Genomic DNA, 24,897 nt, shown 5'->3' on the forward strand with positions numbered 1-24,897 from the left:
TTTTACATTTCCTTCGGTGCTTTAATGCCAAGCAATCGAAGTCCTTCTTCAAGAACAATGCTAACAGAATGGACTAACTGAAGTCGGGCATCTTTTTCTGCATCATCTTCAAGAATCTTGACTTCTCCGTAGTATTTATTAAAAGCCTGTGACAGGTTTAGGACGTATTTAGCAATTAGGGATGGATCATTTTTCTCGATCGCTCTTTTGACTGTATCCGGAAACGCTTGAAGCTCAGTTATCACTGGCCATTCACTGTCAGCAGCCAAATTGACTTCCCCATTGCCTGCTTCAAATGCACCCTTTGTCAGCAATGACTGTGCCCGGGCATTTGTATATTGAACATATGGTCCTGTTTCGCCTTCGACTTTAAGCATATCTTCAAGGGAAAACTCGATATCATTCATGCGGAAATTTTTAAGGTCATGGAAAACAACAGCACCGGTACCGACCATTACGGCAATATCTTTCTTATTGGCCAAAGAAGGATTTTTATCTTCTATATTCTTTTCCGCCAACTGAATGGAATCTTGGAGAACATTTTCAAGCAAAACGACTTTGCCTTTCCTTGTGGACATTTTTTTGCCGTCCTTTAACATCATTCCAAATGGAACATGAGTAATACCATTCGCCCATGGAAAGTCCATTTTTGCAAGCACTGCTTTTATCTGTTTAAAGTGAAGGGTTTGCTCGTTACCCACCACATATAATGACTTCACAAAAGAATACTCTTCGAATCTGTACTTGGCTGCAGCTAAATCTCGTGTAGCGTATAAAGTGGCACCATCCGATTTTTTTATTAGACAAGGAGGGAGTTCAGATGCATCCAATTTGACTACTTGTGCCCCATCAGATTCTTCAAGCAGTCCCTTTTCCCTTAACATTTTCACGATTGGTTCCATTTTATCATTATAAAAAGCCTCTCCAGCAAATGAATCAAACTCAATTCCCATAAGGTCGTATATCTTTTTAAATTCCTTCAATGATTCATCCTTGAACCATTTCCAAAGCTCGAGTGCTTCAGCATCCCCATTTTCCAAGCGTCTGAACCAGTCGCGGCCCTCTTGTTCAAGCTGTGGCTGGCTTTCAGCGGCTTCATGAAATTTTATATACAGTGCAAGCAGCTCCTGTATCGGTTCAGCCTTCACTTTTTCCTCAGTGCCCCAAAGCTTATATGCCGTGATGAGTTTGCCAAACTGAGTTCCCCAGTCTCCTAGATGATTGATTTTCACTGTTCGGTATCCACATTTTTCATAGATAAGTGTAAGGGAATTCCCTATAACGGTTGACCGCAGATGGCCCATGGAAAATGGTTTGGCGATATTGGGCGATGAAAGGTCAATTGTTACAGTCTGACTTTCACCAAGGTTAAGGTCACCATAATGATTCTTTTTTTTTCGTATTTCGTTTAAAAGTTCTTTGGCGACATTTGCCTTATTTAAGAACGCATTTATATATCCGCCAACTGCTTCGAACCGATTGAATGACCCATCGACATGGCTTTGCAATCGTGAACTTAGATCTTTGGCTATTTCAGCTGGTGGCTTTCGTATCGTTTTCGCAAGTTGGAAACATGGAAAAGCCAAGTCCCCCTGGTGCAAAAATTTCGGTTTCTCAATTAACCTCTCTATTTCATTACAAGTAAGAAGCCCATCTATCTCGGCAGCAAGCAATTCTGAATACAGTTTTACATATTCCATTAGAAATCCCCCTTTATAAAATACAAAAAACTCCCGCCTCTATATAAGAGACGAGAGTTTATCCCGCGGTACCACTCAAATTGTTCCACACTAAGGAACCTTCTTTCATTGATAACGGGAAATTCCCGGCCGACCCTACTTCCATTCAGGCAAGCATCTCAAAAGTGCGCTTCATTACTCTGATGCACCAGGCTTCCACCGTCCCTGGCTCGCTGAAGCAAACAAAGAATAATTACTCTCTTCATCATCGATTAGATATTTTTACCATTATAAACAACTGCTATGTCATTTTGCAATCATTATTTTAGTTATTTAGAAAGGCTCTTTTCTCAAACTTTGTTGCTATTGAATACAAAATTGGAGTGAATGACCTATATTCCTTCGTAAAGTTGACGCTTCTTATGAGAAAAGAGCATGCAAACTCTATACCGACCTGCAAAACAGGTATATATGACGTTAAAATCGGCTTTAGGATTTTAACAACACTCTTTACGAAAACAGCGTTTAGATAAAACTATTTAACTTTTAATCCTGTGTTGAATTCTTGGATGGATCGATTGAAATCATCAAACGTTTCAATATAGTTACCGCTGGTATAATCGCCTATCACTTTCCGCCAGAAGTTCCTTGCGGGTTCATTTTTCTCTACCTGTGTGATACTCCATTTTCCAGGGAATTGATCAAACAGCTTAAATGCAACAATTTTGCCGAATCCTCTCCGGTAAAATTTCCTCATGATAAAAAACTCTAGGATGACATTTGGGTCTCCGCTTTCCACCATTGCAAAACCTGCCAGCTCCCCATTGTGGACTATAAAATAAGCGTGTAAATCAGCTTCAGACCAATACGGCTTCAAATCAAACGGTGCAAAACTTCCATTCTCTTCAAGTCTGATTTCCTGAAAGACGGTAAATTCATAAATATAAAATCGAATTAAATTGTGGAGAATTGCTTCATCCTCTTGTTTCACTCGCACTAAATCAATCACAGAGATTCCCCTTTTTTCAAGATATATATAAGAATTCGGCCATTTATCATGAAATCCTTTTTCTCCTGTAAAAGCTTTTTACTCCTCTCTGTTCGGATATAAATATTGGTAGGTTATTTCTTTACCTTTTAATGATATTTCAACTGTTTCTGAACCATCGGTGGATTCGAATGTATAAGATGAACCGCCACCCTTGCTCTGCTTCCAAACTCCGGTTGATTTGATTTTTTCGATATAATCTTTAAACTGTTGCGGTACCCCTTGCTCCCATACATATTTTTCTTTATCACCTATTAACTCTACTGGTCTTAATCCAACAGGATATGGGAGACTTCCGTAGCCATGGGTAACATAAAGCTGCTCATCATGTCGATATGGTTTAGGTTTGATAACATCTAGTGATGAAATGACCTGGAAGATTTCAGCGTATTCAAGTTTTGGGTAATCGAAGCTGAAATGCATTGTTTCTTTTCCGGCTTCGACGAAGAAATGGTACCGGAGGCTAACATCCTTCATTTTGACGTGTTCGATATATAAGGATGTTGGATAAGGAAAGTTCGCCATTTCTTTGGCCATATTCATAGCGCTCGTATTGATGATTTTATTCTTCTCTCCATCAGTTACAAACTCAGCCATCCCTACTTGTTCAGGGTTGCCTTTTTCAAAAAAGGCGTAACCCTCCTCGTTCTTTTCGCTATATATGCTTTCTAAATCCCAATTGAGACTGAGTTCATTGACTGCTTGCGATTGTCCTGACCCATTTGGAGATTGATAATATTGTTGTAACTGGATGAGCAGACCTGCCGAGATGATTACAAATAGTGCTGTTAATACAACATTTCTCAACTCGAATATTCTATGTTTTATATTTAATCCAGCTTGTGCACGAATCGATGACCTGATTTTACTTCTCATCCTGTCTGTTTCATCTTCTCCCGGGGTAACTGATCTTAGGACAGTCCAATTTCGGTCAGAAGGTTTTTTCAAAGTATTCGCTCCCTTCCACTACATCCATTTTTTTTAATGCAGCTAACCCCCTAGACAAAGTCTTTCTGATTTTTGATTCCGACCAACCCAGGATTTCGGAGATTTCCTTAGTGGAACACTCTTCAACCTTTTTCAAAGTAATCACAAGCCGGTAGTCCGGTTTAAGCTGCTGGATTGCTTCGAGTGTTCTCTCTATCGCTTCTCTGTGTTCAATATACTGTTCAATGTTAAAAGGTGACTGGATCTCTGGGGCATTAGCAAATAATGAAAAAACCCTCTTTCTTTTTCGCCTGCGTATTTCATCTATTACGAGATGCTTTGCTATACTAAAAAGCCAGGTTTTCACGGTAGTTCTATTTTCGAATTTCTCAAAGGACGTAAAGGCACGCAAAAAAGTGTCATGTACCAAATCCTCGCAGCATTGACGGTCTCCCATCATGTAAAAAATAAATCGGTAAATATCTTTATAATATATCTCATACCATTCCATGATCTGTTTTTCCTTAAATTTATCGTTTATTTCCCCCACCTCATTTCCCCATCTATACGATAAGTCGAAACAGAATGAAAAGTGTGACACATTCTTGTTCCTTATTTATCCATTATAAAGTAAAAATGAGTCCTTACGTTTTAAGATAAGGACTCATTTTACTAGTATTCTTCGATTTTCCAGGTATGTGTGAACTGGATACAGCCCTTTAATGTTTGTGCAACGGGACATCCTTGTTCGAAAACATTTAAAGCTCTTTCAGCAGCTTCGCTTTTCCCGGCCGGAACCTTCAGCTCATAGTGGCAGCTGATTTTCGTGATTTTAAGGACTCCTTCCGGTGCTTCAATTGTTCCTTGGACTTTAGCCATGATTTTATCAGGTGAAGTTGGTATTTTACGCGCCTCCAGCGCGCCAGATAGGGTTCCTACCAGTCAGCCGCCTGCTGCAGAAACAATATGATCAAGCGTTGACGGATATTCTACCTCTGGATTTACCCCATAGAACTCCTTTACACCACCATGGACGCCAAACAACAAAGGCTCACTAAAACCGTCAATATAAGCTTCTCTGATTTTATTTGGAGTATCTTTCTGGATCACCGTTATCTTCGTTAGCGCGATTGGTTCGGACAATTATACGATCCCTCCTTAGATTCTAACTACACCATATAAGAATACCTTTTATTTTTCAAACAATTACCTATTGAATTATAAAATAGGCAGCCCGAATTTATTATTCTATGATACAAGCTGATGCTCGTCCGATAAATTCACATATGATGTTCTTGTAAGGTTCGGATCTTACCTATCTTCTTAAAGGAAGGGGGTGAAGAGATGTTAATCACTGCGATTGTCGTTCTTTTGCTGGCACTTGCTTTAGTCGTTGCGATTTTGTTGGGTCAGGATGCTTTAGCTAATGTCCTTTACACTTGCATCGGTGAAGTAATTGCCGTAGAAAATGGTGCTGCTTAATCTCTTTGAAAGATTTGAGACCTGAAGTTCCTTACAGTCTCTCCGGCTATACCGGTATATGCCGGGGAGAACTTACTAAAAGATAGAAAGGATGTATTAAATGAATGAAAATGAAGTAAAGCCATATATTGACCGTCTAAAAAAAGATCCGTCATTAAATGAAATACTTAATTTTACAGAGGCAATCCTCAAGAAATTACCAGAAAACGAGAAAGCAACCGATAAGGTTGCAGCACCAAAGGATACTCAATTGAATGCAGAAACACTTAACTCCCTGGTGACTGCTGCACAAGGCTTTATAAATCCAACTACTTTATCATTGCTTTCAAGGACTTTAAATCAGTCAGAAATTAAAGAAAAGGATTCTGACACTACTAGCTTAAAACATAAAGTCGAACAGCTCTCAGCTGAATTGAGCGAAGTAAAAGAGGAAATAAATCAAACCAAGGTTCAGTTAACAGAAAAAAATCAACGTTTGGAAGAACTAGAGACAACTGTCCAATATCTTAAACGCCGGAGGAGGAGATAAGTAAAAATAGAGTCCTTCATTTTCAATATGAAGAACTCTATTTTTTTGATTTCCTTCTGCGATTGCATAAGGTTCTTTAGGGGTTCTACTGTTCTGTAACCTTCTCATATGTTTCTTATCTTTTAAAAAAGTATTACCGCCAAATAAATGGCTGTTCCCCACATAATCATAGCGGATAACTTATTTATGATACCGAGAAAACCATTTGATTTTCCTAACCTCCCCACTTGCCGGCCAACAAAGGCAAGTGCAAAAAACCATATCCAGGATGTTAATATACAGGCCAGTGCAAATATAAGTTTCGCTGGACCTGCATAGTTGAGCGAACTTGTTCCTATCACTCCGATTGTATCCATGATCGCATGCGGATTAAGCAAGGAAACCGAAGCAGCGAAGGTTATTTGTTTTTTTGGAGAAAAAGCCTCCTGTTGAGCTGACATTTCAGATATGGTACTATTCCAGGTTAGATAACCCATGTAGATTAAAAATAGTATTCCGGCTGATAACAGCAATGTTTTCAGCCAGGCAACCTGCAGGACGATGACCGATATCCCCAGAACAGCCAAAGTAATTAAGAGAGTGTCACTAATCGAAGCAGTCAGGATCACCGGTAATACCCTCCTATATTTTTTGTGAATCGATCCCTGATTGAAGACAAATACATTCTGGACTCCTAATGGCAGGATCAAACCGAATGCGAGGATGAATCCATGAATACCTGCAGCTAGCATGCGCCTTTCCCTCCACCTAACCACCTAGCTATTTCAGAATTAGCCTTCATCAAATTCTTTTAATAAGCTGGCAAATGAATTTTCAAATCATTAATTATTACAAACCACAAATATACTTGGAGGAAATTTCTAGATATTAGAGAAATATAACATATTAAGTTTTGGAGGTATTAAGTTTGAACAATGACACACTATTAATCAATAAAAAGAGCTGGGACGAGGTCGCTCCTCGTTTTTATGGACGAACAGCATTGCCTGAGTACGGTCCGTTCGCTCCTGAAGAAACAGAGCTAAACCTGTTTGGGAACATAAACGGAAAAAAAGTTCTCGATATTGGTTGTGGAAGCGGACACTCTTTAAAGTACATGAACGATAATGGCGCTGTAGAACTGTGGGGGTTGGATCTTTCACACTCACAAATTTCAGCGGCAAAGGAATTACTAAAAGATACAAAGGTTCAATTATTCCAATCACCTATGGAACTCAATCCTGGCTTACCCCATGCCTACTTTGATGTTATCTACTCGATTTTCGCACTTGGTTGGACGACGAACCTGGAACAGACACTTAAGAATGTCCATCAATATTTAAAGCCAGGTGGAACATTCATTTTCAGCTGGGAGCATCCATTATTTAGCAGAATCCAAAATACAGAGGATGGCCTGTTGTTTAATAAATCGTACCATGAAGAAGGCCCCTATGATCATCAGGCATGGAACCACCCTGCCATCATGCAGCAGTATAAAGTAAGTACATACATTAATTCACTTGTCGATACAGGTTTTAAGATTGTGAAAATGGTGGAAGAAGTGAGAATCACCGAAGAATTAATAACCCGGGATCATAACAGATGGTATAACCGGGCTAAAGTTGAGTCAGTACCGACGACGATTATTTTCAAATGCGCAAAATTATAGTAGAACAAAAAAGGACTTAGGCCTAAGTCCTTTTTTTGATTAGTCTTTAATCACTTTCTGTGTGAGATAAAAAACAGCTAAACTGACAATAAAAGCAAACATGCCAGCGTAGATTTTATTTTCCCAAGCAATCACATGATTGGTGAACGTTAAAATTGTAGCAATAAAAAAGCTCGCGAAAAGCACCTGAAAGAAACTTAATTTTTTACTCATTTTCAACTCCTATGATTTTAAATTTAATAGACTTACGTATTCTAATATAGCTAAATCCACCTGATCGATGTGTATAGCTTCTTCAAGGCACCAGAGTCTAATATCAGTCATCTCTTCATTTTGTTGAAAGGGGCGTAGAGAATTAGTTTTCGAATAGTATAATGGATTGAACTTTTCTGCTCCGTTAAGATGATTTCTCACCCTTGCAAGGCCAATAAATTTAAGATCATCGACGTATTGTCCAGTTTCTTCAAGAAGTTCTCTTCGAGCGCAATCCATAGGAGTTTCACCTTTCTCCCTCTTTCCGGCCGGTACTTCCCATTGCTGCCTGAAGGTGTTGTATCCAATTAGATATCTCCCCTTCACCTTAATAATGGCATATGATCCTGCCAGTGGCTGATATTGCCCCATATTCATTTCTTTTATTTCTAGAATTTCTATCAATTCAAACCCATTATTTTGTTTCGTGATCATGAAGCAACCGTCCTTGCTCGTCACGTACCCTCGCACCGAAATGAACATGCCAGTGCATATGCTTATTGCTTTGGTAGTTTCCAATGTTAGTCGAAATCGTGCAGGCGCCATAATCCTTTTCAAGCTTAGAGGCAATCTGCTTCACAACTTTAAGCACATCAATCAAGATTTCATTTTCCTCACTGGATACTGTTAAAAAGGATAAAATATGTTTCTTTGGAATGACTATAATATGTATCTCATAATATGGTCGAGTGTGATAGAACGCGATTGTTTGCTCCGTTTCCAGCACCTTTTCTACCTGGGTTTTACCTGATAATACTTCATCACAATAGAAATCTTCCCATTTTTGTTCAGCGATCATATGAACACCTCTTTAATTTCCTGTCTTCACTTCGGACAATGAGCCGCAAACCTTTCTCACTATTCTATGGCGTTATTTTTAAGATAATGATTTATATAATCCAGGTAACTTTTTTGCAAGTCTTCAGGCAATTGGTCCAAGCTAAAGAATTGAAGATCGATTGATTCAAGTTCATCTATCTCTAGTTCCCCGACATATTCATTTGTGGAATAGACTGTAGTCACTGAGTAGAGTTCGTCGCCATTGGCTACTTTTAAATAATATTCTGCACCTGATATTACGCCCTCCAGCTTCAGTTCTCCAGTGTCGAGTCCCGTTTCTTCTTTTACTTCCCTTCTTACAGTTTCTTCGAGGCTCTCTCCTAGTTCCATCAATCCTCCTGGAAGACCCCAGCCTCCGTCACTTCTATGCTGAAGAAGTAATTGACCTTTATTGTTAAAAACAAGCACAACAGCTCCTGGCAAAATAAGCGGCCTGTGGCCCACTAGTTTTCTTAAATCACTAATATATCCCAACTCGTTCACTCCATTGTTTCTTTTTTGAATAATGCAGCTAATAATGCAGATGTTCCAAATTGAGAGGATTCAAGGCTCATGTCCTTCATTTTCCGGATTTCTACTGCCTTAAAGTCGTTGAAAATTCCCTTTAGCTTTTCATCCGTAAAGCCTAAGCCGCCTCTCATGCTTTTACCTCTATAGACTTCCCAATCGGAAATAGCCGCTCCACCAAGCTCTCCCCCCTCTACAAAGCAGGTAAGCGCAAATAAACCACCAGGCTTTAATGCTTTCTTTACAAGATCAATATAATTCATTCTCCTGTGCGGCGGGATATGGTGAAAGCAGCCAGAATCATAGACAAGATCGTATGTACCTTCTTCAATTTCCATTTCAAAAATATTGCTTTGAATAAAATTCACTTGTATCCCGTGTTCTTTTGCCCTTTCTTCCGCCCAACCCAATCCTTCTTCTGATTGATCGACTGCATCCACACTGAAGCCATTCCTGGCCATATAGATTGCGTTCCTTCCAGGTCCGCAGCCTAATTCCAACGCTTTTCCCGCCTTAATTCTCTTCGTTTCAATATATTCCACTAAATTCTCATCAGGATGATTTTCAAAAAAAGGAACTCTTCTTTCTCGATCAGAATAAAAATTATCCCAATTGAATTCACTCTCTTCTTTCAGAAGATGATCTAACATTCTTAATAAATCCTCATAGCTTTGTATTGTTTCTTTCATAAATACCTCCCAAAGACTTTCTGATTTACCCTCTCACAGGTGATATAAGGTGTAAATGACGCTTGTTGTTGTTCGGTTTGATCAATATTGGTCTCATTGTTCCGGTGAAGTTCAACTTAACCTCTTCTTCCGTAAAAGCTTTTAATGCTTCAATTAAAAATGTGCTGTTCAACGATAGGGAAAATTCCTTTTCACCATGTAATTCAGTGATTTGCTGTATTTCTTCAATATTGCCCAAATCCGGAGAATATGAAGATATTTTAAGGGTGCTTCCATGCATCAATTCCAATTTAACGTTGTTGTTCCTTGATTCCCGGTTAAATAAACTGGCTCGATCGATTCCTTTCAATAGTTTGGAAGTTTGGACCGTAATCATTGTCTTTGGATGTGCTGGAATGAGACTATCAAGATCCGGATAGTTCCCTTCAATTAGTCTTGTGTACATTGCAAGATTAAGAGCTTTAAAGACAAGATAGTTCTCACTTACATAAACAGTAATCATATCTACTGAATCTTTGAACAATCTCATGAAATCTTTAACTGATGCTAGCGGCAAAATATAAGAGCCTTCAATATCAGTTTCAATATCGCATTCTCTCAGCGCTAATCTGTGGGAATTAGTTGCTGCACATTTGATTTTGTTATCCTGAAAGGTGACCAGCAATCCGGTCAGCACGGGTCGTGTATCTGATGAAGAAGCAGCAAACGCCGTTTGGCTCAAAATCTCATTTAAAAGACTACCAGGTATTTGAACACTGTTATTAAGGTTGAGGACAGGAAGCTTAGGATATGTCTCTACGTCAAAACAACTTAACACTATAGAGATTTCGTCAGTCTTTATTGATAGCTTATGTCGATCCATTAGTTCAACTGTAAGTTCCTCTGGAAGCTTCTTCACCAATTCAACTAAATATTTTGCCGGTGCCACAACACTTCCTGTTTCATAAACAGTCAACATTTTGTCAGCCTCAATCGGGATTGTCCTTTCAATGAAAAATAAGTGGTTACAGACGATAAGGGTTAATCCTTCAGAGTGGGCTGTAATTTTAATACCGCTCATAATATGCGGTTCTGCTTTTGCTGAAATACTCCTGCTTAAATCGGATAAAGCTTCATAAAAACTGCCTCTATCAATGTTAAATTTCATGGCCTTTGTCCTTTCAATTTTCCTCTGTATTTAATTCGACAAATCCTTGGGAAATCCTTGAAAAAATAGAAAAAAGCGACCTTCTTTTAAGAAGAGCCGCTGGTTTTGCAAAGCTTTATTTTTCTAAAATTATCTGGATTACATGACCAGTCCCGGTATGTAATTGACCTTCAATTCGTTCCTGTTCTCCGTAGAAGAAATGCACTATTTTAAATCCTTTCAGCCATTGTAACAGGTCTGCTGGATCGTAAAGCATATCGACTGTTTTTGGCCCGCCTGTTCCATATTGGACCTGATCCTCCGAATATACTTCAAGCATCACTATGCCACCCGGTTTTACGGCCGATACTAATTTATCAAACACAGTCTTTTGGTCTTGTTTAGCAAAATGGCCAAAAACCATGATCGCTGCGTCGAATTCATCACCTGGGACTGAATCGCGAATTAAATCTTTCTGTTCAGTCTTGATTTTCACTCCATTGTTTTCAGCCAAGGCTTCAGTTTTCTTCAACCCATTCAGCGCATAGTCATAAGCTGTGACATCTAGACCTTGTTTCGCAAGGTAGACAGCATTCCTGCCTTCTCCTTCCGCGAAACATACAACCTTCCAGCCCTTTTCCAGCCTGTGTGCCTGGTTCTTTATAAATAGGTTTGGTTCCTCACCATACACATATTGTTCAGACCCAAAACGTTCATTCCACGAATTGCCCATTTTATCATGCCTCCTTATTATACCCATTACCCTTTTTATAGTATGATTACTATTCATAAGGCTATTCTATTTTTAAATGGGTATCAATAAGACAAGGAGGTATATCAAATGAGAGAACTAACGACAATGGATGAAGTTAAAAGCTTGATCAGTGACAATGAATTAAGCTTTATTTATGTATTGACCGACAGCTGAAGCGTCTGCCATGGTCTGCTTCCTCAGGTTGAGGAAGTGATGAAAGATTTCCCTAAAATCGAAACCGGGTTAGTAAATGCGGGAAAGGTCGAAGAAATCGCCGGATTCCTGATGGCCTTCACAGTTCCCGTCCTTGTCCTCTATGCAGATGGACGTGAATATTTAAGAGAAGCCAGGTTTGTGCAGGTAGAGAAGTTAAGGGATGATCTCACCAAAATTTATGAAGGATTTTTCGGGGATTGATGAAGATCTTGGGATTAACAAGCTCTTATTCCTCTACCTGAAAAATTAATTCCCCCCTCCTTATCCTTTAATTTTACATAAAAGAGAGTGTATTAAATCCTATTGATTATGCAAACTAATCTATGGACCAACTTCCTTTCATAAGGAGTAATAACATGAATATAGGAACGATAAGGAGTGCGATCATGGGAATATTAAGCGGGAATCCTAAAGATGAACCAATGCATTATGGTGAGGTTTATGGCACGTGGAGCCATCTTTCCGTTAATCACGGATTGATTGCTGCATACCAGACGTTTATCAATCATATTGGTGATGAGGATCTCAAAAAACTTGTTCAAGAAGCTATTGAAGCGATGCAAGAAGAAAACAAGCAGGTTGAGGAATTACTAAAAACAAATGGGATTGGACTTCCTCCTGCGCCACCGGAACGCCCGGTTGCCCACATGGAAGATATCCCTCCTGGTGCCAGGTTCAGTGATCCTGAAATTGCTGCTGCCATTTCAAAGGATGTTGCAGAAGGCTTAGTAGCTGCCAGCACAATGATTGGCCAAGCCATCAGAGAAGATATCGGCGCAATGTATGGCCAGTTCCATATGGCTAAAGCACAATTCGGGGCTAAGATGCTGAAACTGAATAAAACAAAGGGATGGCTGATTCCTCCTCCATTACAGGTTAAATCGACAGAGAGTTAAATAATTATATTATGTAAACTTGATAAAAGAAAACCAGCAGATCCCCTAGGGTCTGCTGGTTTTGATTTTAATCATCGAATTTGTTTAAAGGATACTCGGGTTCGGACAAATCCTCGTTGCATTCCTTCTAATTTGTCCGAAGTCTGGTCATGTTCGGACAAAATCCTGTTGCATTCCTTCTAATTTGTCCGAAGTCTGGTCAAGTTCGGACAAAACCCCGTTGCGTTCCTTCTAATTTGTCCGAAGTTTACCCTTGTTCGGACAAAATCCTGTTGGTTCCTCTCTAATTTGTCCGAAGTCTACCCCTTTTCGGACAAAACCCCGTTGCATTCCTTCTAATTTGTCCGAAGTCTATCCCTGTTCGGACAAAATCCCGTTGCATTCCTTCTAATTTGTCCGAAGTCTACCCCTGTTCGGACAAATCCCTGTTGGTTTTCACCCAATTTGTCCGAAGTACACTCATGTTCGGACAAAACCTCGTTAAATTCCTTCAAAATTGTCCGAAGTCTACCCCTGTTCAGACAAAATCCTTTTGGTTTCCTTCTAATTTGTCCGAAGTACACTCATGTTCGGACAAAATCCCGTTGCATTCCTTCTAATTTGTCCGAAGTCTACCCCTGTTCAGACAAAACCCTCATTGTTTCCTTCTAATTTGTCCGAAGTACACTCATGTTCATACAAAATCCCGTTGCATTCCTTCAAAATTGTCCGAAGTACACTCATGTTCGGACAAAATCCCGTTGCATTCCTTCTAATTTGTCCGAAGTACACTCATGTTCAGACAACATCCGCTTGGCTTTCTTCTAATTTGTCCGAAGTACACTTGGTTCGGACAAAATCCCCTTGGTTTTCTTCTAATTTGTCCGAAGTCTATACCCATGTTTAGGGCTGCGTGCAAGAACTGCACCGTTCAATAATCCATTTGATAGGATTATTTCCTCCATACCCTCTTGTTCTCAATTCTTCGTGTATATCCTAGTGCATCGAGACGCTCCAGGAAAGGAATCATGTATTTCCGCGATAACTCCACTGCTTCCTTAGCCTGGGGTACCTCAAACTCATCTCCTGTATGTTTTCTTAGCCTATCAACCGCATCCGCAAAATGAGCGCCGTACCAGGCATATTGATCATCTAAAGGGACAATTTCACCCTGGTCTTCAAGGAAGCGTTTCAACTCAACTGCTATGGAGTCCGGGATGCCGGCATTTTTTATATAATCATTCAGGTAAGCAACTTTTAGGCCATCTGCCTTAAGTTCATTAAGCATATTCTCTGTCCGCTTCACCCAATTTTTCGGGACATGAGGAACGAAGCTTGCCAGGTAAATATACTGTTCTTTCCTTAGAAATAAGCCCTTGTTGATACCATTATCGATAATGAATTCAAGCAAATTTTTAGAAAATGATTTTTGCAGTGACTGAAGCAGCTCGGCTTTGTTTATCCCTGTTCTCATAGGGTTTTCCTGATGGTAATCTTCCAGCCGGTCCTTGATATCCTCTTCAATGAGTTCGACAACTGAGACAAGGGCGTATTCCTTATTCGAAATCTGGACAAACTGGTCATCGTTCAGATTGGTCAAAATCGATCCTTCATCAAGAGCAGTTCGTTTAATCAGTTCTTCGACAGATAAACTCTTCGCTTCATATAAAGCGGCATTAATTCGTTCAATTGGTGTACCCGCCTTCTTTTTCTCCAACTCTTCAATAGTCTGCTGGCCAAATCGATATTTATTTCCACGCGGGTCAATTACCCAACCGCCGCCAATCGTTTCCTGCGGACTAGGCCGGCGAACGATGAATCGGTCTCCTCGCTTGGTAACGATTTTTTCATCCAGACGGAGCTGGCAAAGGATTTCCCCGTTGTCTTCTTTTAGTTCATTTCTGTCAAAAAATACAATTCGCCCCATTACTTCGGCGGTACCAATATGGCACTTAATTGGGGTTCTCTGTTTTACCAGATGTTCTAGATCCTCTACAACCCTGATTGCGACATCAATCGTATTCGTTACAATGAAATGTTCAGACGAAACAAGTACTTCGCCTCGTTCTAAATCATCCTTCGAAACGCCCGATAGATTGATGGCTGCTCGCTGCCCTGCGAAAGCCGTTTTTGCTGGTTTATGATGCACCTGCAACTGACGTGCTCTCACTTCAAGCCCGGAAGGCAAGACTTTTAAAAGCTGGCCCTCTTCGACCGTCCCTTCGTAAACAGTACCTCTGACAACGGTACCTTGCCCCTTAACAGTAAATACCTGATCAATCGGCAGTCGGAAGGCTCCTTTTGCATCACGCATCTCTTGCTCTTTCAGCGTTTCTATAATTATTTCTTTTAATTCATTGATTCCTTTTTTAGATAAACTATCGACCATCATAAAAGGGGCATTCTCAAAGACTGTCCCTTCAAGTTCGCCTAAGATATCATCTTTAACAAGTTCAACGAATTCTTCTTCAACTCTGTCAATCTTTGTGATCGCAATAATACCCGAACCTATTCCTAGGAAACCTAGTATATCAAGATGTTCCCTTGTTTGAGGCATAACACCTTCATCCGCAGCAACCACTAGTACTACAAGGTCAATTCCTGCAACGCCAGCGATCATTTGGCGGATAAAGCGCTCATGACCCGGGACATCGACAACGGAAATTTGCAGTTCCTCATCCTCATATAATGGTGCAAAGCCAAGTTCAATTGAAATTTGCCGCTCTTTTTCTTCTTTCAGGCGATCCGTATCCACGTTTGTCAACGCCTTGGTCAGCGACGTTTTCCCGTGGTCAATATGACCTGCCATTCCAATGGTAAAATACCTCTTGCTCAAATGCTGACACCCTCTTTTATTATGTATAAAATAACTCTAACTTTAAAAACAAAATAGTTCAAGCAACGAAAATTAGACAATTATATTTCTACAGAAACATGCTTTAAATTAAAGAATATTCTCAAGTCAAGATTACCGCCCTGTCCATATTTAATTCGCATTCATATCTTAATAAGACGAAATAATTTACAGGGAGTGATTATATTGAGCGACAAAAATCAAAAAAACAACCCAATCCCCAATAGTCTAGTTGACTTGTTTGTAACAGACATCTTGCAGAAAAACGGAATTAGCAAAAAGGATATTAAGGAAAAGATCACTGATGATAAAAAACAGGCAATCAAAGAATTAGTTGAAGATCTAAGCAAGCAAGTGGAGTCTTTTGTCAATGCAAACAGCAAGGCTAATAAAGACTCCGATAAAAGATAATAGACATATCCCTAGGCACCCTAATAAATGGGTGTCTATTTTTTCAAAATGGGACTCTATTTAGGGTATATACACAAGCTATCCAGAGGTTTTATTAATAAGATATTCCATACTAGAATAAAAGGAGTGAAAGCAATGTCAAACTATTATCATGATCACCATAGGCCACATCATTCTGGTAAAAGCTGCAAGAAAAAAGCGGATGTGGAGCAAGAGGCAAACCAGTTGGAGTATACGGAGCAGGATTCTGATGAATTAATTTGGATTAAAGACTCTTGTAACATCAAGGTTCACACTACCGATACACAAGCTGCGGTCTCACTGCAGGTTGCCCTTCAGTTAGCTATCGCATTAGTCATCAGCATCACAATTGGTGACTCTGACCAAGGCCAATACGTCTCCCAACAATTAATTCAGGAAATGGGAACTGAACAATCTAACACACAAAAAATCATCATCAATAATTCCAAAGATGTCAATGTCACTACAACTGATACAGATATAGCAGTAAATGTTCAGGCATTACTGCAGGTTTTGGTTGCCCTTGTTGCTGAATTGGACATTCTGTAATCTATTAATCTTGAAAGAGGTGAAAAGGATGAGCAAAGAAAAAAAGTGGAGAGCGTTGGATCATTGTGATACTGGAAAAGGAAATGAGGCTGATGTGACACAGGAAGCTGATCAAAAGCTGGTCACAAAGCAACAGTCTTTCGAATGGATTATCATCAAGGATTCAGAATGCATCGATGTTCATACAACTGATACTCAGGCGGCTATCTCCCTGCAACTTGGTCTTCAGGCCGCAATTGCTGCTGTCATCAGCATTGCAATTGGGGATACTAATAAAGGCAATGCCGTTGTCAACGAAATCAAACAAGTAATCAAAACGAAGCAGCGAAATACGCAAAAAACAATTATTGAAGGTTCAAAACATGTAGAAGTCAAAACAACAGATACTGATGTCGCTGTGAATATCCAGGCGCTCCTTCAAATTCTAGTTACCCTGGTAGCGAAGCTAGATATAGGATAATATTCTAGAGTTTACACCTAAAAAAGTTCAGCCTGCAGACAAGAATGTCTGCAGGCATTTAAAATTGAGTGTCAATTGTACATAAAACGAATCATAGCGGCAGCTGCCAGCCTGCTTGTCATATCGCGGAAGTCTTTGGAAGGATCTATTTCTACGATATCCATCGCCTTCACTTTTTTATGGGAGGCAGCAGTCGTAATGCTTGCAAGCAATTCCCTGCTTGTAATGCCACCCGGTCCAATTGCCGGGCAACCTGGCGCGAAAGCCTGGTCAACGACATCCATATCAACAGATAAGTATATTATATCTACTAATTCAGATAATCTTTTCAATTCCATTTTTATAATAGGGATGATACCTGTCATCTCTATATCCTCCATTGTATAGACAGAGATCCCTTTTTCTTTTGTAAAATCATGATATTCCTTCGCATTCGCATAGTCACGAATCCCAATTTGGACAAGGTTCTCACCTTTTAAGTGACCACCATCAATAAGACTTCGGAATGGTGTGCCATTTGTCCGTCCCCCATCATCAAGATTCCTTACATCATGATGAGCATCCCATTGAATAACCCCTACTTCACCGTAATGTTCCTTGAAAGCGCGTATCGAAGGATAGCTGACCCCATGGTCTCCTCCAAGCATGATATACCGTTGACAGGCGTTCTTTTCAAGCATCTCCCTAACACTGACATGCAATCTCTCGATGGATTCCTCCAAATCAGTTGGATGGGTATTCACATCGCCAAAGTCAATGATGCTAATACCCTTGTAATCTTTCTCTTTTTCACCTGAAAAAGTGGAGAATGAACTCATGCTTGCCCTGATTGTTTTCGGTGCATCTGAAGCCTGTGATAAAGAAATGGATGTTTTAGAGAATGGAAGACCGATTATGCCGATCTCCCCTTTCTCACCTCCAGAATAAGGTATAAGACACTCATTGACCTTTGTGACAAATCGGTCCTTGAAAACTGCAGGCTTACCTGGCTGGAGATAACTGAATTTCACCATAAGGAGTCCTTTCCCAAAGTTTTTCACCAGAATGGTAAACACTTTGTGCGTGATTCACGCCAAAGTGGTACGGGATATATTTATAGTTAGGCACATCCCAGATGACGAAATCAGCTGAGCGCCCTTCTTCTAATGTCCCTGCCTCTGAGGATTTTCCGATTGCATGGGCAGCATTGACTGTGACCGCATTCCAGATTTCTTCCGCTGACATTTTAAGCTTTAATGCAGCCAGTGACATAATCATCTGCAGGTTCTCTGTTACACAGCTTCCAGGGTTGAAATCTGTCGCCAAAGCGACGGCCGCCCCCTCATCAATCATTTTTCTTGCGCGGGCGTAATGGTCCTTCCCCAGGTAAAATGTCGTTCCAGGAAGCAGAACAGCTACTGTATTTCCTTCGCTTAGCTGTCTAATTCCTTCATCAGAGGCGGCAACCAGATGGTCTGCACTTGCTGCCCCTAATGACACGGCAAGTTCAGTACCGCCAAGCGGATCAATTTCATCAGCGTGAATCTTCAAGCCAAATCCCTTTTCCTTTGCCTGCTGCAAAAACATCCTTGACTGTTCAATGGTAAAAACACCTGTTTCGCAAAATATATCCACGAATTCAGCAAGTTGGCCTTCCTTAATATCATCAAAAAGCCGGGACATTTCTTCCAGGAATTCATCCTCTTTCCCTTTAAAACCGGGAGGAACAGCGTGGGCGCCAAGGAATGTCGATACAACAGAAACAGGGTACTTTTCTTTTAATTTTTGAACCACCCTAAGCTGCTTGAGCTCTGTATCAGCATCCAGGCCATATCCACTTTTAGCTTCCAGAGTCGTAACTCCGTAAGAAATCATTCTCTCCAGATGGAAGGATGCTTTTTCAAACAATTCTTCCTCTGTGGCTTTTTTAGTGGATCCTACAGTCGATAAAATCCCGCCTCCCTGTGAGAGGATCTCTAGGTAAGGGACTCCAGCTTGCTTCAAGGATAGTTCATGTTCACGAGATCCCCCAAAAACCAGATGAGTATGAGGATCAACAAGACCTGGGGAAACGACTTTTCCCTGGGCATTAATTCTTTCAGAAGCCTTTAGTGATTCGGCTTCAGCATTCGATCCAAGCCAGGCTATTTTCCCATCCAAGATTCCTATTGCTGCGTTTTCAATTATGTTCAGCTCTTTCATTTCCTGCCCCTTCAATGGCTTATCAGAGCCTTTGGGTAAAATAAGCTGGCCAATATTGTGTACTAATAAATCATATGTCAATCTTCTCCACCCTTTCTTTCTATATTTAAGTCCAATAGTTTAAGTTGTTGCAAAACGGGCCATGTTTGGTCTCTATCAGTCCAAACACCGTCTCTTTACATTTTAAGGGAGCATCGGGATGTCGACGCCTTTTTCTTTCGCTGTTTCAATGGCTTTATCATAGCCTGCATCTGCGTGGCGGGCTACTCCCATGCCTGGGTCTGTAGTCAGTACTCTTCTAAGTCTTTCTTCAGCAAGGTCTGTGCCATCTGCCACTACGACCATTCCTGCGTGAAGCGAATATCCCATGCCAACTCCGCCGCCATGATGGACAGAGATCCAGGAGCCACCAGCTGCCACGTTGACTAGTGCATTGAGGATCGCCCAGTCACCGACTGCGTCGCTGCCGTCTTTCATTGCTTCTGTTTCGCGATTTGGAGAGGCAACGGACCCACTATCTAGATGGTCGCGTCCAATTACGATCGGCGCTTTCAATTCACCTTTTCGAACGAGTTCATTGATTGCCAATCCCATTTTCACTCGCTCACCATAGCCTAGCCAGCAAATCCGTGAAGGCAGACCCTGGAATTCCACTTTTTCCTGGGCCATGTCAATCCAGCGCTGAAGGGCTTCATTTTCCGGAAAAAGTTCCTTGATCAGTTCATCTGTCCGGTGGATATCAGCCGGGTCTCCTGATAAAGCTGCCCAGCGGAATGGTCCTTTTCCTTCACAGAACAGGGGCCTGATATAAGCAGGAACAAAACCAGGGAAATCGAAAGCATGCTCCTCCCCATGATCCTTGGCAACCTGACGAATGTTATTGCCGTAATCAAATGTGATTGAGCCTCTCCGCTGGAATTCAAGCATGGAAGCGACGTGCTTAGCCATTGAGAAAGATGATTGCTTTACATACTCTTCAGGATTTTCCACACGAAGTTTAGCTGCTTCTTCCAAAGTAAGACCAACGGGAATATATCCATTCAACGGATCATGAGCAGATGTCTGGTCCGTAACAATATCCACTTTAAAATTCCTGGACAATAATTCAAGATGGACTTCGGCTGCATTTCCAACCAGACCGATTGATAGGGCTTCTCCTTTATGCTTGGCTTCCTTTGCCCACTCAATGGCTTCATCGATTGAATGTGTCATCCGGTCGCAATATCGGGTATCAATTCGCTTTTTGATCCGTTCTGGATCGACCTCAACTGCTATACACACCCCATCGTTCATCGTGACCGCGAGAGGCTGCGCTCCACCCATGCCTCCCAATCCAGCTGTCAACGTAATAGTATTTTTCAATGTGCCTCCAAAGTGCTGTCTCGCAACCTCGGCAAATGTTTCATATGTCCCCTGCAGGATTCCCTGAGAACCAATGTAAATCCAGCTCCCCGCAGTCATTTGCCCATACATCATCAAGCCTTTTTTATCGAGTTCGTGAAAATGGTCCCAATTCGCCCATTTAGGAACTAATACGGAGTTCGATATTAACACTCTTGGTGCAGCCTTGTGCGTTTTGAATACTGCCACAGGTTTGCCTGACTGGACGAGCATTGTCTCATCATTTTCCAGCCTGCGCAGCGTATTAACAATTGCGTCGAATGCCTCCCAGTTCCGTGCAGCTTTGCCAATTCCACCGTATACAACTAGATCCTCCGGCTTTTCAGCGACCTCTGGATCAAGATTGTTATAAAGCATTCTTAACGCAGCTTCTTGCTCCCAGCCTTTACATTCCAGTTCAAGACCCTTTTTTGCTTTAATATTTCGCTTTGCTTCGATTGCCATTGTTTCCACACTCCTCAATTTTTTAGTTTTTAAACCAGGCTCTCCTGATTTTTTATAGCTGTCCACTGGCGTCTATTTTTTTTTAGCCATTCTGCAAGTCTTTCGATATCTTCAGAGAAAATTCGGTCCTCAGTAATAGAAGGAACTATTTTTCTTGCGTCCTCATAGAAGCTCCTTGTTTTAGGTGCCATTTTTTCTACACCACGATATTGGACTGCTTGAAGGGCACAAATACATTCAATTGCCAGAACACGCCTGACGTTCTGGATGATACTGTGTGCATGTCGGGCAGCAATCGTTCCCATGCTCACATGATCCTCCTGATTGGCAGAGGATGGGATGGAATCCACACTTGCAGGATGAGCGAGAGTCTTATTTTCAGAAACTAGTGACGCAGCACTGTATTGCATGATCATCGCACCAGATTGAAGTCCCGGTTGTGGACTTAAGAATGGGGGCAGATCATTTAATTGTGGGTTTACCAGTCTTTCAATCCTTCTTTCAGAGATACTGGCAAATTCAGCAACAGCTATTTTCATAAAATCCATCGCGATTGCAATTGGCTGGCCGTGGAAATTACCTCCCGAAATGACGGTTTCTCCCCCGTCAAAAATGAGCGGATTATCCGTAGCTGCATTCATTTCGATCTCTAGCTTTTCTTTTACATAATCAAGAGCTTGCCATGAGGCCCCATGTACCTGAGGAATACATCTTAATGAATAAGCGTCCTGTACCCTTTTTTCACCCTGGCGAGTCGTCAGGTTGCTGCCAGCCAGTAAATTTCTCATGCGCTCCGCTACATCCATTTGCTGCTGGTAGCCGCGCGCTTCATGAATCGCGGGATGGAATGCATCAATGACACCTTCTAGACCTTCCATTGTAAGGGCTGCAATCCATTCTGATTGATTTGCCAGATCATTTGCTTCAATCCAGTTGACAACACCCATTGCCGTCATTGCCTGGGTTCCATTAATCAAGGCAAGACCTTCTTTTGCCTGTAATACAATTGGCTCAAGACCTTCTTTGTTATATGCCTCTTCTGTTGCACAAACCCTTCCCTCATAAAAAACTTTGCCCTCACCTAACAGTACTAGTGCCAGATGCGATAGTGGCGCTAAATCACCCGAAGCGCCAAGTGAGCCTTGCTGCGGGACAACCGGGTGGATCTGCAGGTTAAGCAATTCCTTAAGCCTCTCAGCGATTACCGGTCTGATCCCGGAAAACCCTTTAATCAACGCATTGAGTCTGAGTAAGACCATGGCACGTGAAACGACCTCTGGAAATGGTTCTCCTACGCCGCATGCATGTGACCTGATCAGGTTTAGCTGCAATGCATTGACATCCTGTTCATTAATGATGACATCACTGAACTTGCCGAATCCTGTATTGATTCCATAAATCGTACGCTTGTCGGCAACGATTTTCTCTACTGCTTCCCTGCTTTCAGTAACCTTCTTCATACTATCGGGACTGATAGCGACTACCTCGTCGAGATAGCAAACCTGCCTGATTTGCTCCAAAGTTAACGTTGCACCTGTTAAAACAACCATTCTCGTAACCTCCAAATCTCTGGATAAAATAAAAAGGAGGCGACAATGGCATACTTAAACCATCATCGCCTCCTACTGACTAGTGGACTATAGGCAATGCAACTTTATATATGATTGATTCCTAAACCAACCGTTTCGTGTTCAGATCCTTTTACAGGAGCGCCAATCGTTCCATAAAAAGCGACAGCAATCCATTCTCCTTCATCTTCATCTGTAAAAGGTGTTCCACGGACAACGGCAAAGCGAAGACCTACAGTGCGGCTCATTTCACCAATGGAAAGATGACCTCGCGTGACCCCCTCCATCCCTTCCATGATCGCATGGTATAGTGCATGGGTTTCACGGTATAAATTGGGATGTATGAGGCCATGGCGTTTGGCAGCTGTTTCCACTGCGGAAATAACTTTTTGCATGTTCATCGATCCTACTTTGCCAAGGCAATAGCTTACTTCTTTTAAGGTATCCTGAAAGAAAGCCATTTCTTCCTCTGTAAAAGATGCAAGCAGGACCGCTGTTTTCCCAATCGCAATTTTGCTCATGACTAACCCCGTTTTCTGAATTTTAACTATTGACTAATAACTTATATTAATTTTATGTTTCCTTCATGCCATTGTCAACACATATGGTAAATTTTAGTATTCTAATATAGTAGTATGATAACTTGTTAAAGCATTGAAAAAGCGCCCAAAAGGCGCTTTTTATTACTTATTTTCAATTGACTCTGCCAGCCTAAAAAGAAAACCGTATATTAAAGTATAAGCTTCTCTAACAGATAAATCCTCTTTGAATCCTCCAATCCCATTCAATGGGAAATTAAGGCTCCAAATTCCTTCATTGGCATCGAACATTAAATTATATCTAGACCCTTCACCATGGAGGTTTTCCTCCAGGTATTTTTTTATGACAGCTTCATATTTCTTCTGCACCTTAAGTCCCAGCATGACATCATATGTTCCGAACACATCATCTTTTTCTAGACTGACGGCATCAACGCTAATCAGATCAAACCATTTGGATTCCAAATACATGAATTCATTTTTTCGCTCATTAAAATAACCAATTGGCTGATTCAGGAACTCAAATGATTCTTCACCTAGGAACTCCTCAGTTTCTTTGTTGCCTCTTTCAACATAAGCATCCGCAAAACGGACATCTGATTCTAATTCTTTTACTTCAACTCCATGAAGCAGTCCATGACGTTGTGCATATTCTTTTTCTTCAGTATGTAATTCAACTGGATTCTTCAGCGTTGTTATATACTTCTCCACCTGTTTTTTTAACATATATATTGCCTCCATATTTATTTAGCTGCTATTAATATTGAATGGTAAATTTGCAAATAGCAAATATTCTTTATCAGTTTTCCCAAAATTTCATTAAGAATTTCGTCTGTCTAGTCACATCCCCATACAAACCACTGCTTTTCCCCATATCCTGTTAATACATCACCATTCTATAAGAAAGGAGAGGCGCTTTTTATGAATTATTATTACAAAGATGACCATCGACCTGACGATGATTACGGTCATAAAAAGGAAAAGTCTAAGCATCGCGATATGGATAAACATAAGGATTGGGATGACCACAAGGATTGGGATGACAAAAAGGATTGGGAGAAACGGAAGCATAAAGATAAGCACAATGATTGGGACGATCATAAAGATTGGGGTCATCGCAAGGACAAAGATAAACATAAAGACAGGGATCACGATTTTCATGACTGTGGCTGCAAAAAAGACCATGATGACAATCATTCGCACAGCTGCGTTTGCAAAAAGGTAAGGGATATCAATGAAGCACAGCATGAAGTTACCCGCAAAAAACACGGCTGTGATGTAAGCTGTGATCGGTCAATCAAAGAACTTCTTAATCAATGTAAACAGTCAAACTTCGATACCATTCCTTTCAAGTTATTATGCGGATGCAGCAAAGGTGACTGCGAGACTTTCGTGGGTACAGGAGTCGTTAAAATTAATGGCTGCTTTTATGACATTAAGTCTACTTTCTTCCGTGTAGTTGATTTTACGAAAGGTTCCAAATGCTGTGCGATCCTCGAGTTGCTCTGTCCAGAACGATGTGAAGGAAAACACCATGGAATTGAGGGATTCGTCAGGACTGGAGCATGCTTTGAAGTCGATTTAAAAGATTTTGTCGGGATTACCTGCTTCCCACCTGTAAAAGCAAAGAAGATGGACCCTAAGAAGCTATTATGCTCTGGACGCTAATTCTCCGAATAGCTCAACAGCCCCGCTCTATGTGGGGTTCCTTTATGTAAAATAATCCGCACTTGTCCCGAAAACTCTCAACTTTTCCTTTCAAAGAAAAAAATATGTGATTGCCCTCTATCATTCGTCTATTCATTTACCGTTGTACTGGCATATAAAATAGTAAGTCAAAAGAAAGGAGCAGTCCTTTACTGTTTCTTACTGCTTTTGATTATAAAAAAAAGGAGTG

Annotated in this window: 30 protein-coding genes and 1 other annotated feature; of the genes, 9 read left to right on the forward strand and 21 right to left on the reverse strand. The window is 40.9% G+C overall.

Going from position 1 to position 24,897, the window contains the following annotated elements; translation table 11 throughout:
- Positions 1-2: 2 nt before the first annotated feature.
- From argS to AC0VX7_RS14065, 6 genes are all read right to left on the reverse strand, one after another.
- The gene (argS, locus tag AC0VX7_RS14040) at positions 3-1,700 is read right to left on the reverse strand and encodes an arginine--tRNA ligase (RefSeq protein ID WP_475424739.1); all 1,698 of its coding nucleotides are present in this window, start codon (positions 1,698-1,700) and stop codon (positions 3-5) included.
- A gap of 43 nt (positions 1,701-1,743) precedes the next feature.
- Positions 1,744-1,957 (reverse strand) — a binding site (T-box leader).
- Positions 1,958-2,214: 257 nt separating this feature from the next.
- On the reverse strand, positions 2,215-2,688 hold the full coding sequence (locus AC0VX7_RS14045; RefSeq protein WP_475424740.1) for a GNAT family N-acetyltransferase: 474 nt from the start codon (positions 2,686-2,688) through the stop codon (positions 2,215-2,217).
- A 78-nt stretch (positions 2,689-2,766) separates the two neighbouring features.
- Positions 2,767-3,675, reverse strand: a complete 909-nt coding sequence (locus AC0VX7_RS14050; RefSeq protein ID WP_475424741.1) for a hypothetical protein — start codon at positions 3,673-3,675, stop codon at positions 2,767-2,769.
- A complete protein-coding gene (locus tag AC0VX7_RS14055) occupies positions 3,659-4,204 on the reverse strand; it encodes an RNA polymerase sigma factor (protein WP_475424742.1) in 546 nt (181 codons plus the stop codon). Before AC0VX7_RS14055 ends, AC0VX7_RS14050 begins: the two co-directional genes overlap by 17 nt.
- A 122-nt stretch (positions 4,205-4,326) precedes the next feature.
- A complete protein-coding gene (locus AC0VX7_RS14060) occupies positions 4,327-4,596 on the reverse strand; it encodes an OsmC family protein (protein ID WP_475428154.1) in 270 nt (89 codons plus the stop codon).
- Entirely contained in the window at positions 4,597-4,797 is a 201-nt protein-coding gene (locus AC0VX7_RS14065) for a hypothetical protein (protein WP_475424743.1), read from the reverse strand.
- 201 nt (positions 4,798-4,998) lie between these two features.
- Between AC0VX7_RS14065 and AC0VX7_RS14070 the strand changes: the two genes are divergently transcribed.
- Together AC0VX7_RS14070 and AC0VX7_RS14075 are read left to right on the forward strand one after the other, a co-directional pair.
- Positions 4,999-5,136 (forward strand): hypothetical protein, encoded by a 138-nt coding sequence (locus AC0VX7_RS14070; RefSeq protein WP_214907677.1) that lies wholly within the window; start codon positions 4,999-5,001, stop codon positions 5,134-5,136.
- Positions 5,137-5,236: 100 nt separating this feature from the next.
- Entirely contained in the window at positions 5,237-5,665 is a 429-nt protein-coding gene (locus tag AC0VX7_RS14075) for a hypothetical protein (RefSeq protein ID WP_475424744.1), read from the forward strand.
- A 122-nt stretch (positions 5,666-5,787) separates the two neighbouring features.
- Here the strand turns inward: AC0VX7_RS14075 and AC0VX7_RS14080 are convergent, their stop codons facing one another.
- Positions 5,788-6,396 (reverse strand): LysE/ArgO family amino acid transporter, encoded by a 609-nt coding sequence (locus AC0VX7_RS14080; protein WP_475424745.1) that lies wholly within the window; start codon positions 6,394-6,396, stop codon positions 5,788-5,790.
- Between the two features lie 176 nt (positions 6,397-6,572).
- Here AC0VX7_RS14080 and AC0VX7_RS14085 point away from each other — a divergent pair, with 176 nt between their 5' ends.
- Positions 6,573-7,313, forward strand: coding sequence for a class I SAM-dependent methyltransferase (locus AC0VX7_RS14085; RefSeq protein ID WP_475424746.1), 741 nt, complete (start codon positions 6,573-6,575; stop codon positions 7,311-7,313).
- A gap of 39 nt (positions 7,314-7,352) precedes the next feature.
- Here the strand turns inward: AC0VX7_RS14085 and AC0VX7_RS14090 are convergent, their stop codons facing one another.
- The 7 genes from AC0VX7_RS14090 to AC0VX7_RS14120 form a co-directional block, all read right to left on the reverse strand.
- Positions 7,353-7,526 (reverse strand): hypothetical protein, encoded by a 174-nt coding sequence (locus AC0VX7_RS14090; RefSeq protein ID WP_475424747.1) that lies wholly within the window; start codon positions 7,524-7,526, stop codon positions 7,353-7,355.
- A gap of 9 nt (positions 7,527-7,535) precedes the next feature.
- Entirely contained in the window at positions 7,536-8,000 is a 465-nt protein-coding gene (locus tag AC0VX7_RS14095) for an NUDIX domain-containing protein (protein WP_475424748.1), read from the reverse strand.
- A complete protein-coding gene (locus AC0VX7_RS14100; protein WP_475424749.1) occupies positions 7,981-8,364 on the reverse strand; it encodes an HIT family protein in 384 nt (127 codons plus the stop codon). Before AC0VX7_RS14100 ends, AC0VX7_RS14095 begins: the two co-directional genes overlap by 20 nt.
- Positions 8,365-8,423: 59 nt before the next feature.
- Entirely contained in the window at positions 8,424-8,879 is a 456-nt protein-coding gene (locus AC0VX7_RS14105) for an NUDIX hydrolase (RefSeq protein ID WP_475424750.1), read from the reverse strand.
- A 5-nt stretch (positions 8,880-8,884) separates the two neighbouring features.
- Positions 8,885-9,601, reverse strand: coding sequence for a class I SAM-dependent methyltransferase (locus AC0VX7_RS14110; RefSeq protein WP_475424751.1), 717 nt, complete (start codon positions 9,599-9,601; stop codon positions 8,885-8,887).
- Between the two features lie 25 nt (positions 9,602-9,626).
- Entirely contained in the window at positions 9,627-10,748 is a 1,122-nt protein-coding gene (gene dnaN / locus AC0VX7_RS14115) for a DNA polymerase III subunit beta (protein WP_475424752.1), read from the reverse strand.
- Positions 10,749-10,863: 115 nt separating this feature from the next.
- Positions 10,864-11,460, reverse strand: a complete 597-nt coding sequence (locus AC0VX7_RS14120; protein WP_475424753.1) for a class I SAM-dependent methyltransferase — start codon at positions 11,458-11,460, stop codon at positions 10,864-10,866.
- Positions 11,461-11,694: 234 nt separating this feature from the next.
- On the opposite strand from AC0VX7_RS14120, the gene AC0VX7_RS14125 reads away from it, so the two are divergent.
- Positions 11,695-11,898, forward strand: coding sequence for a thioredoxin domain-containing protein (locus AC0VX7_RS14125; protein WP_475428155.1), 204 nt, complete (start codon positions 11,695-11,697; stop codon positions 11,896-11,898).
- Positions 11,899-12,053: 155 nt separating this feature from the next.
- Positions 12,054-12,593, forward strand: a complete 540-nt coding sequence (locus tag AC0VX7_RS14130; protein WP_475424754.1) for a DUF3231 family protein — start codon at positions 12,054-12,056, stop codon at positions 12,591-12,593.
- 931 nt (positions 12,594-13,524) lie between these two features.
- Here the strand turns inward: AC0VX7_RS14130 and selB are convergent.
- The gene (selB, locus tag AC0VX7_RS14135; protein ID WP_475424755.1) at positions 13,525-15,408 is read right to left on the reverse strand and encodes a selenocysteine-specific translation elongation factor; all 1,884 of its coding nucleotides are present in this window, start codon (positions 15,406-15,408) and stop codon (positions 13,525-13,527) included.
- 204 nt (positions 15,409-15,612) lie between these two features.
- Between selB and AC0VX7_RS14140 the strand changes: the two genes are divergently transcribed.
- The 3 genes from AC0VX7_RS14140 (at position 15,613) to AC0VX7_RS14150 (ending at position 16,867) form a co-directional block, all read left to right on the forward strand.
- Complete coding sequence (locus AC0VX7_RS14140; protein ID WP_475424756.1) at positions 15,613-15,837, forward strand: spore coat protein; 225 nt, start codon at positions 15,613-15,615, stop codon at positions 15,835-15,837.
- 135 nt (positions 15,838-15,972) lie between these two features.
- The gene (locus AC0VX7_RS14145; protein ID WP_215036824.1) at positions 15,973-16,407 is read left to right on the forward strand and encodes a spore coat protein; all 435 of its coding nucleotides are present in this window, start codon (positions 15,973-15,975) and stop codon (positions 16,405-16,407) included.
- A 28-nt stretch (positions 16,408-16,435) separates the two neighbouring features.
- On the forward strand, positions 16,436-16,867 hold the full coding sequence (locus AC0VX7_RS14150; protein WP_215036823.1) for a spore coat protein: 432 nt from the start codon (positions 16,436-16,438) through the stop codon (positions 16,865-16,867).
- Positions 16,868-16,938: 71 nt separating this feature from the next.
- Here the strand turns inward: AC0VX7_RS14150 and hutG are convergent, their stop codons facing one another.
- The 6 genes from hutG to AC0VX7_RS14180 form a co-directional block, all read right to left on the reverse strand.
- Complete coding sequence (gene hutG, locus AC0VX7_RS14155; protein WP_475424757.1) at positions 16,939-17,880, reverse strand: formimidoylglutamase; 942 nt, start codon at positions 17,878-17,880, stop codon at positions 16,939-16,941.
- Positions 17,849-19,129 (reverse strand): imidazolonepropionase, encoded by a 1,281-nt coding sequence (gene hutI / locus AC0VX7_RS14160; protein ID WP_475424758.1) that lies wholly within the window; start codon positions 19,127-19,129, stop codon positions 17,849-17,851. Before hutI ends, hutG begins: the two co-directional genes overlap by 32 nt.
- A gap of 102 nt (positions 19,130-19,231) precedes the next feature.
- Positions 19,232-20,893, reverse strand: a complete 1,662-nt coding sequence (hutU, locus tag AC0VX7_RS14165; RefSeq protein WP_475424759.1) for a urocanate hydratase — start codon at positions 20,891-20,893, stop codon at positions 19,232-19,234.
- Between the two features lie 29 nt (positions 20,894-20,922).
- Positions 20,923-22,443 carry a histidine ammonia-lyase gene (gene hutH / locus AC0VX7_RS14170; RefSeq protein WP_475424760.1) on the reverse strand — a complete coding sequence of 507 codons (1,521 nt, stop codon included), beginning with the start codon at positions 22,441-22,443 and terminating at the stop codon, positions 20,923-20,925.
- A 104-nt stretch (positions 22,444-22,547) separates the two neighbouring features.
- Positions 22,548-22,982 (reverse strand): hut operon transcriptional regulator HutP, encoded by a 435-nt coding sequence (gene hutP / locus AC0VX7_RS14175; RefSeq protein ID WP_215036819.1) that lies wholly within the window; start codon positions 22,980-22,982, stop codon positions 22,548-22,550.
- 162 nt (positions 22,983-23,144) lie between these two features.
- Entirely contained in the window at positions 23,145-23,726 is a 582-nt protein-coding gene (locus AC0VX7_RS14180) for a branched-chain amino acid aminotransferase (protein ID WP_475424761.1), read from the reverse strand.
- Positions 23,727-23,921: 195 nt separating this feature from the next.
- Between AC0VX7_RS14180 and AC0VX7_RS14185 the strand changes: the two genes are divergently transcribed.
- Entirely contained in the window at positions 23,922-24,668 is a 747-nt protein-coding gene (locus AC0VX7_RS14185; RefSeq protein WP_475424762.1) for a CotY/CotZ family spore coat protein, read from the forward strand.
- Positions 24,669-24,897 lie beyond the last annotated feature (229 nt).

It is taken from the genome of Mesobacillus sp. QJM3NY_10 (assembly GCF_056173465.1).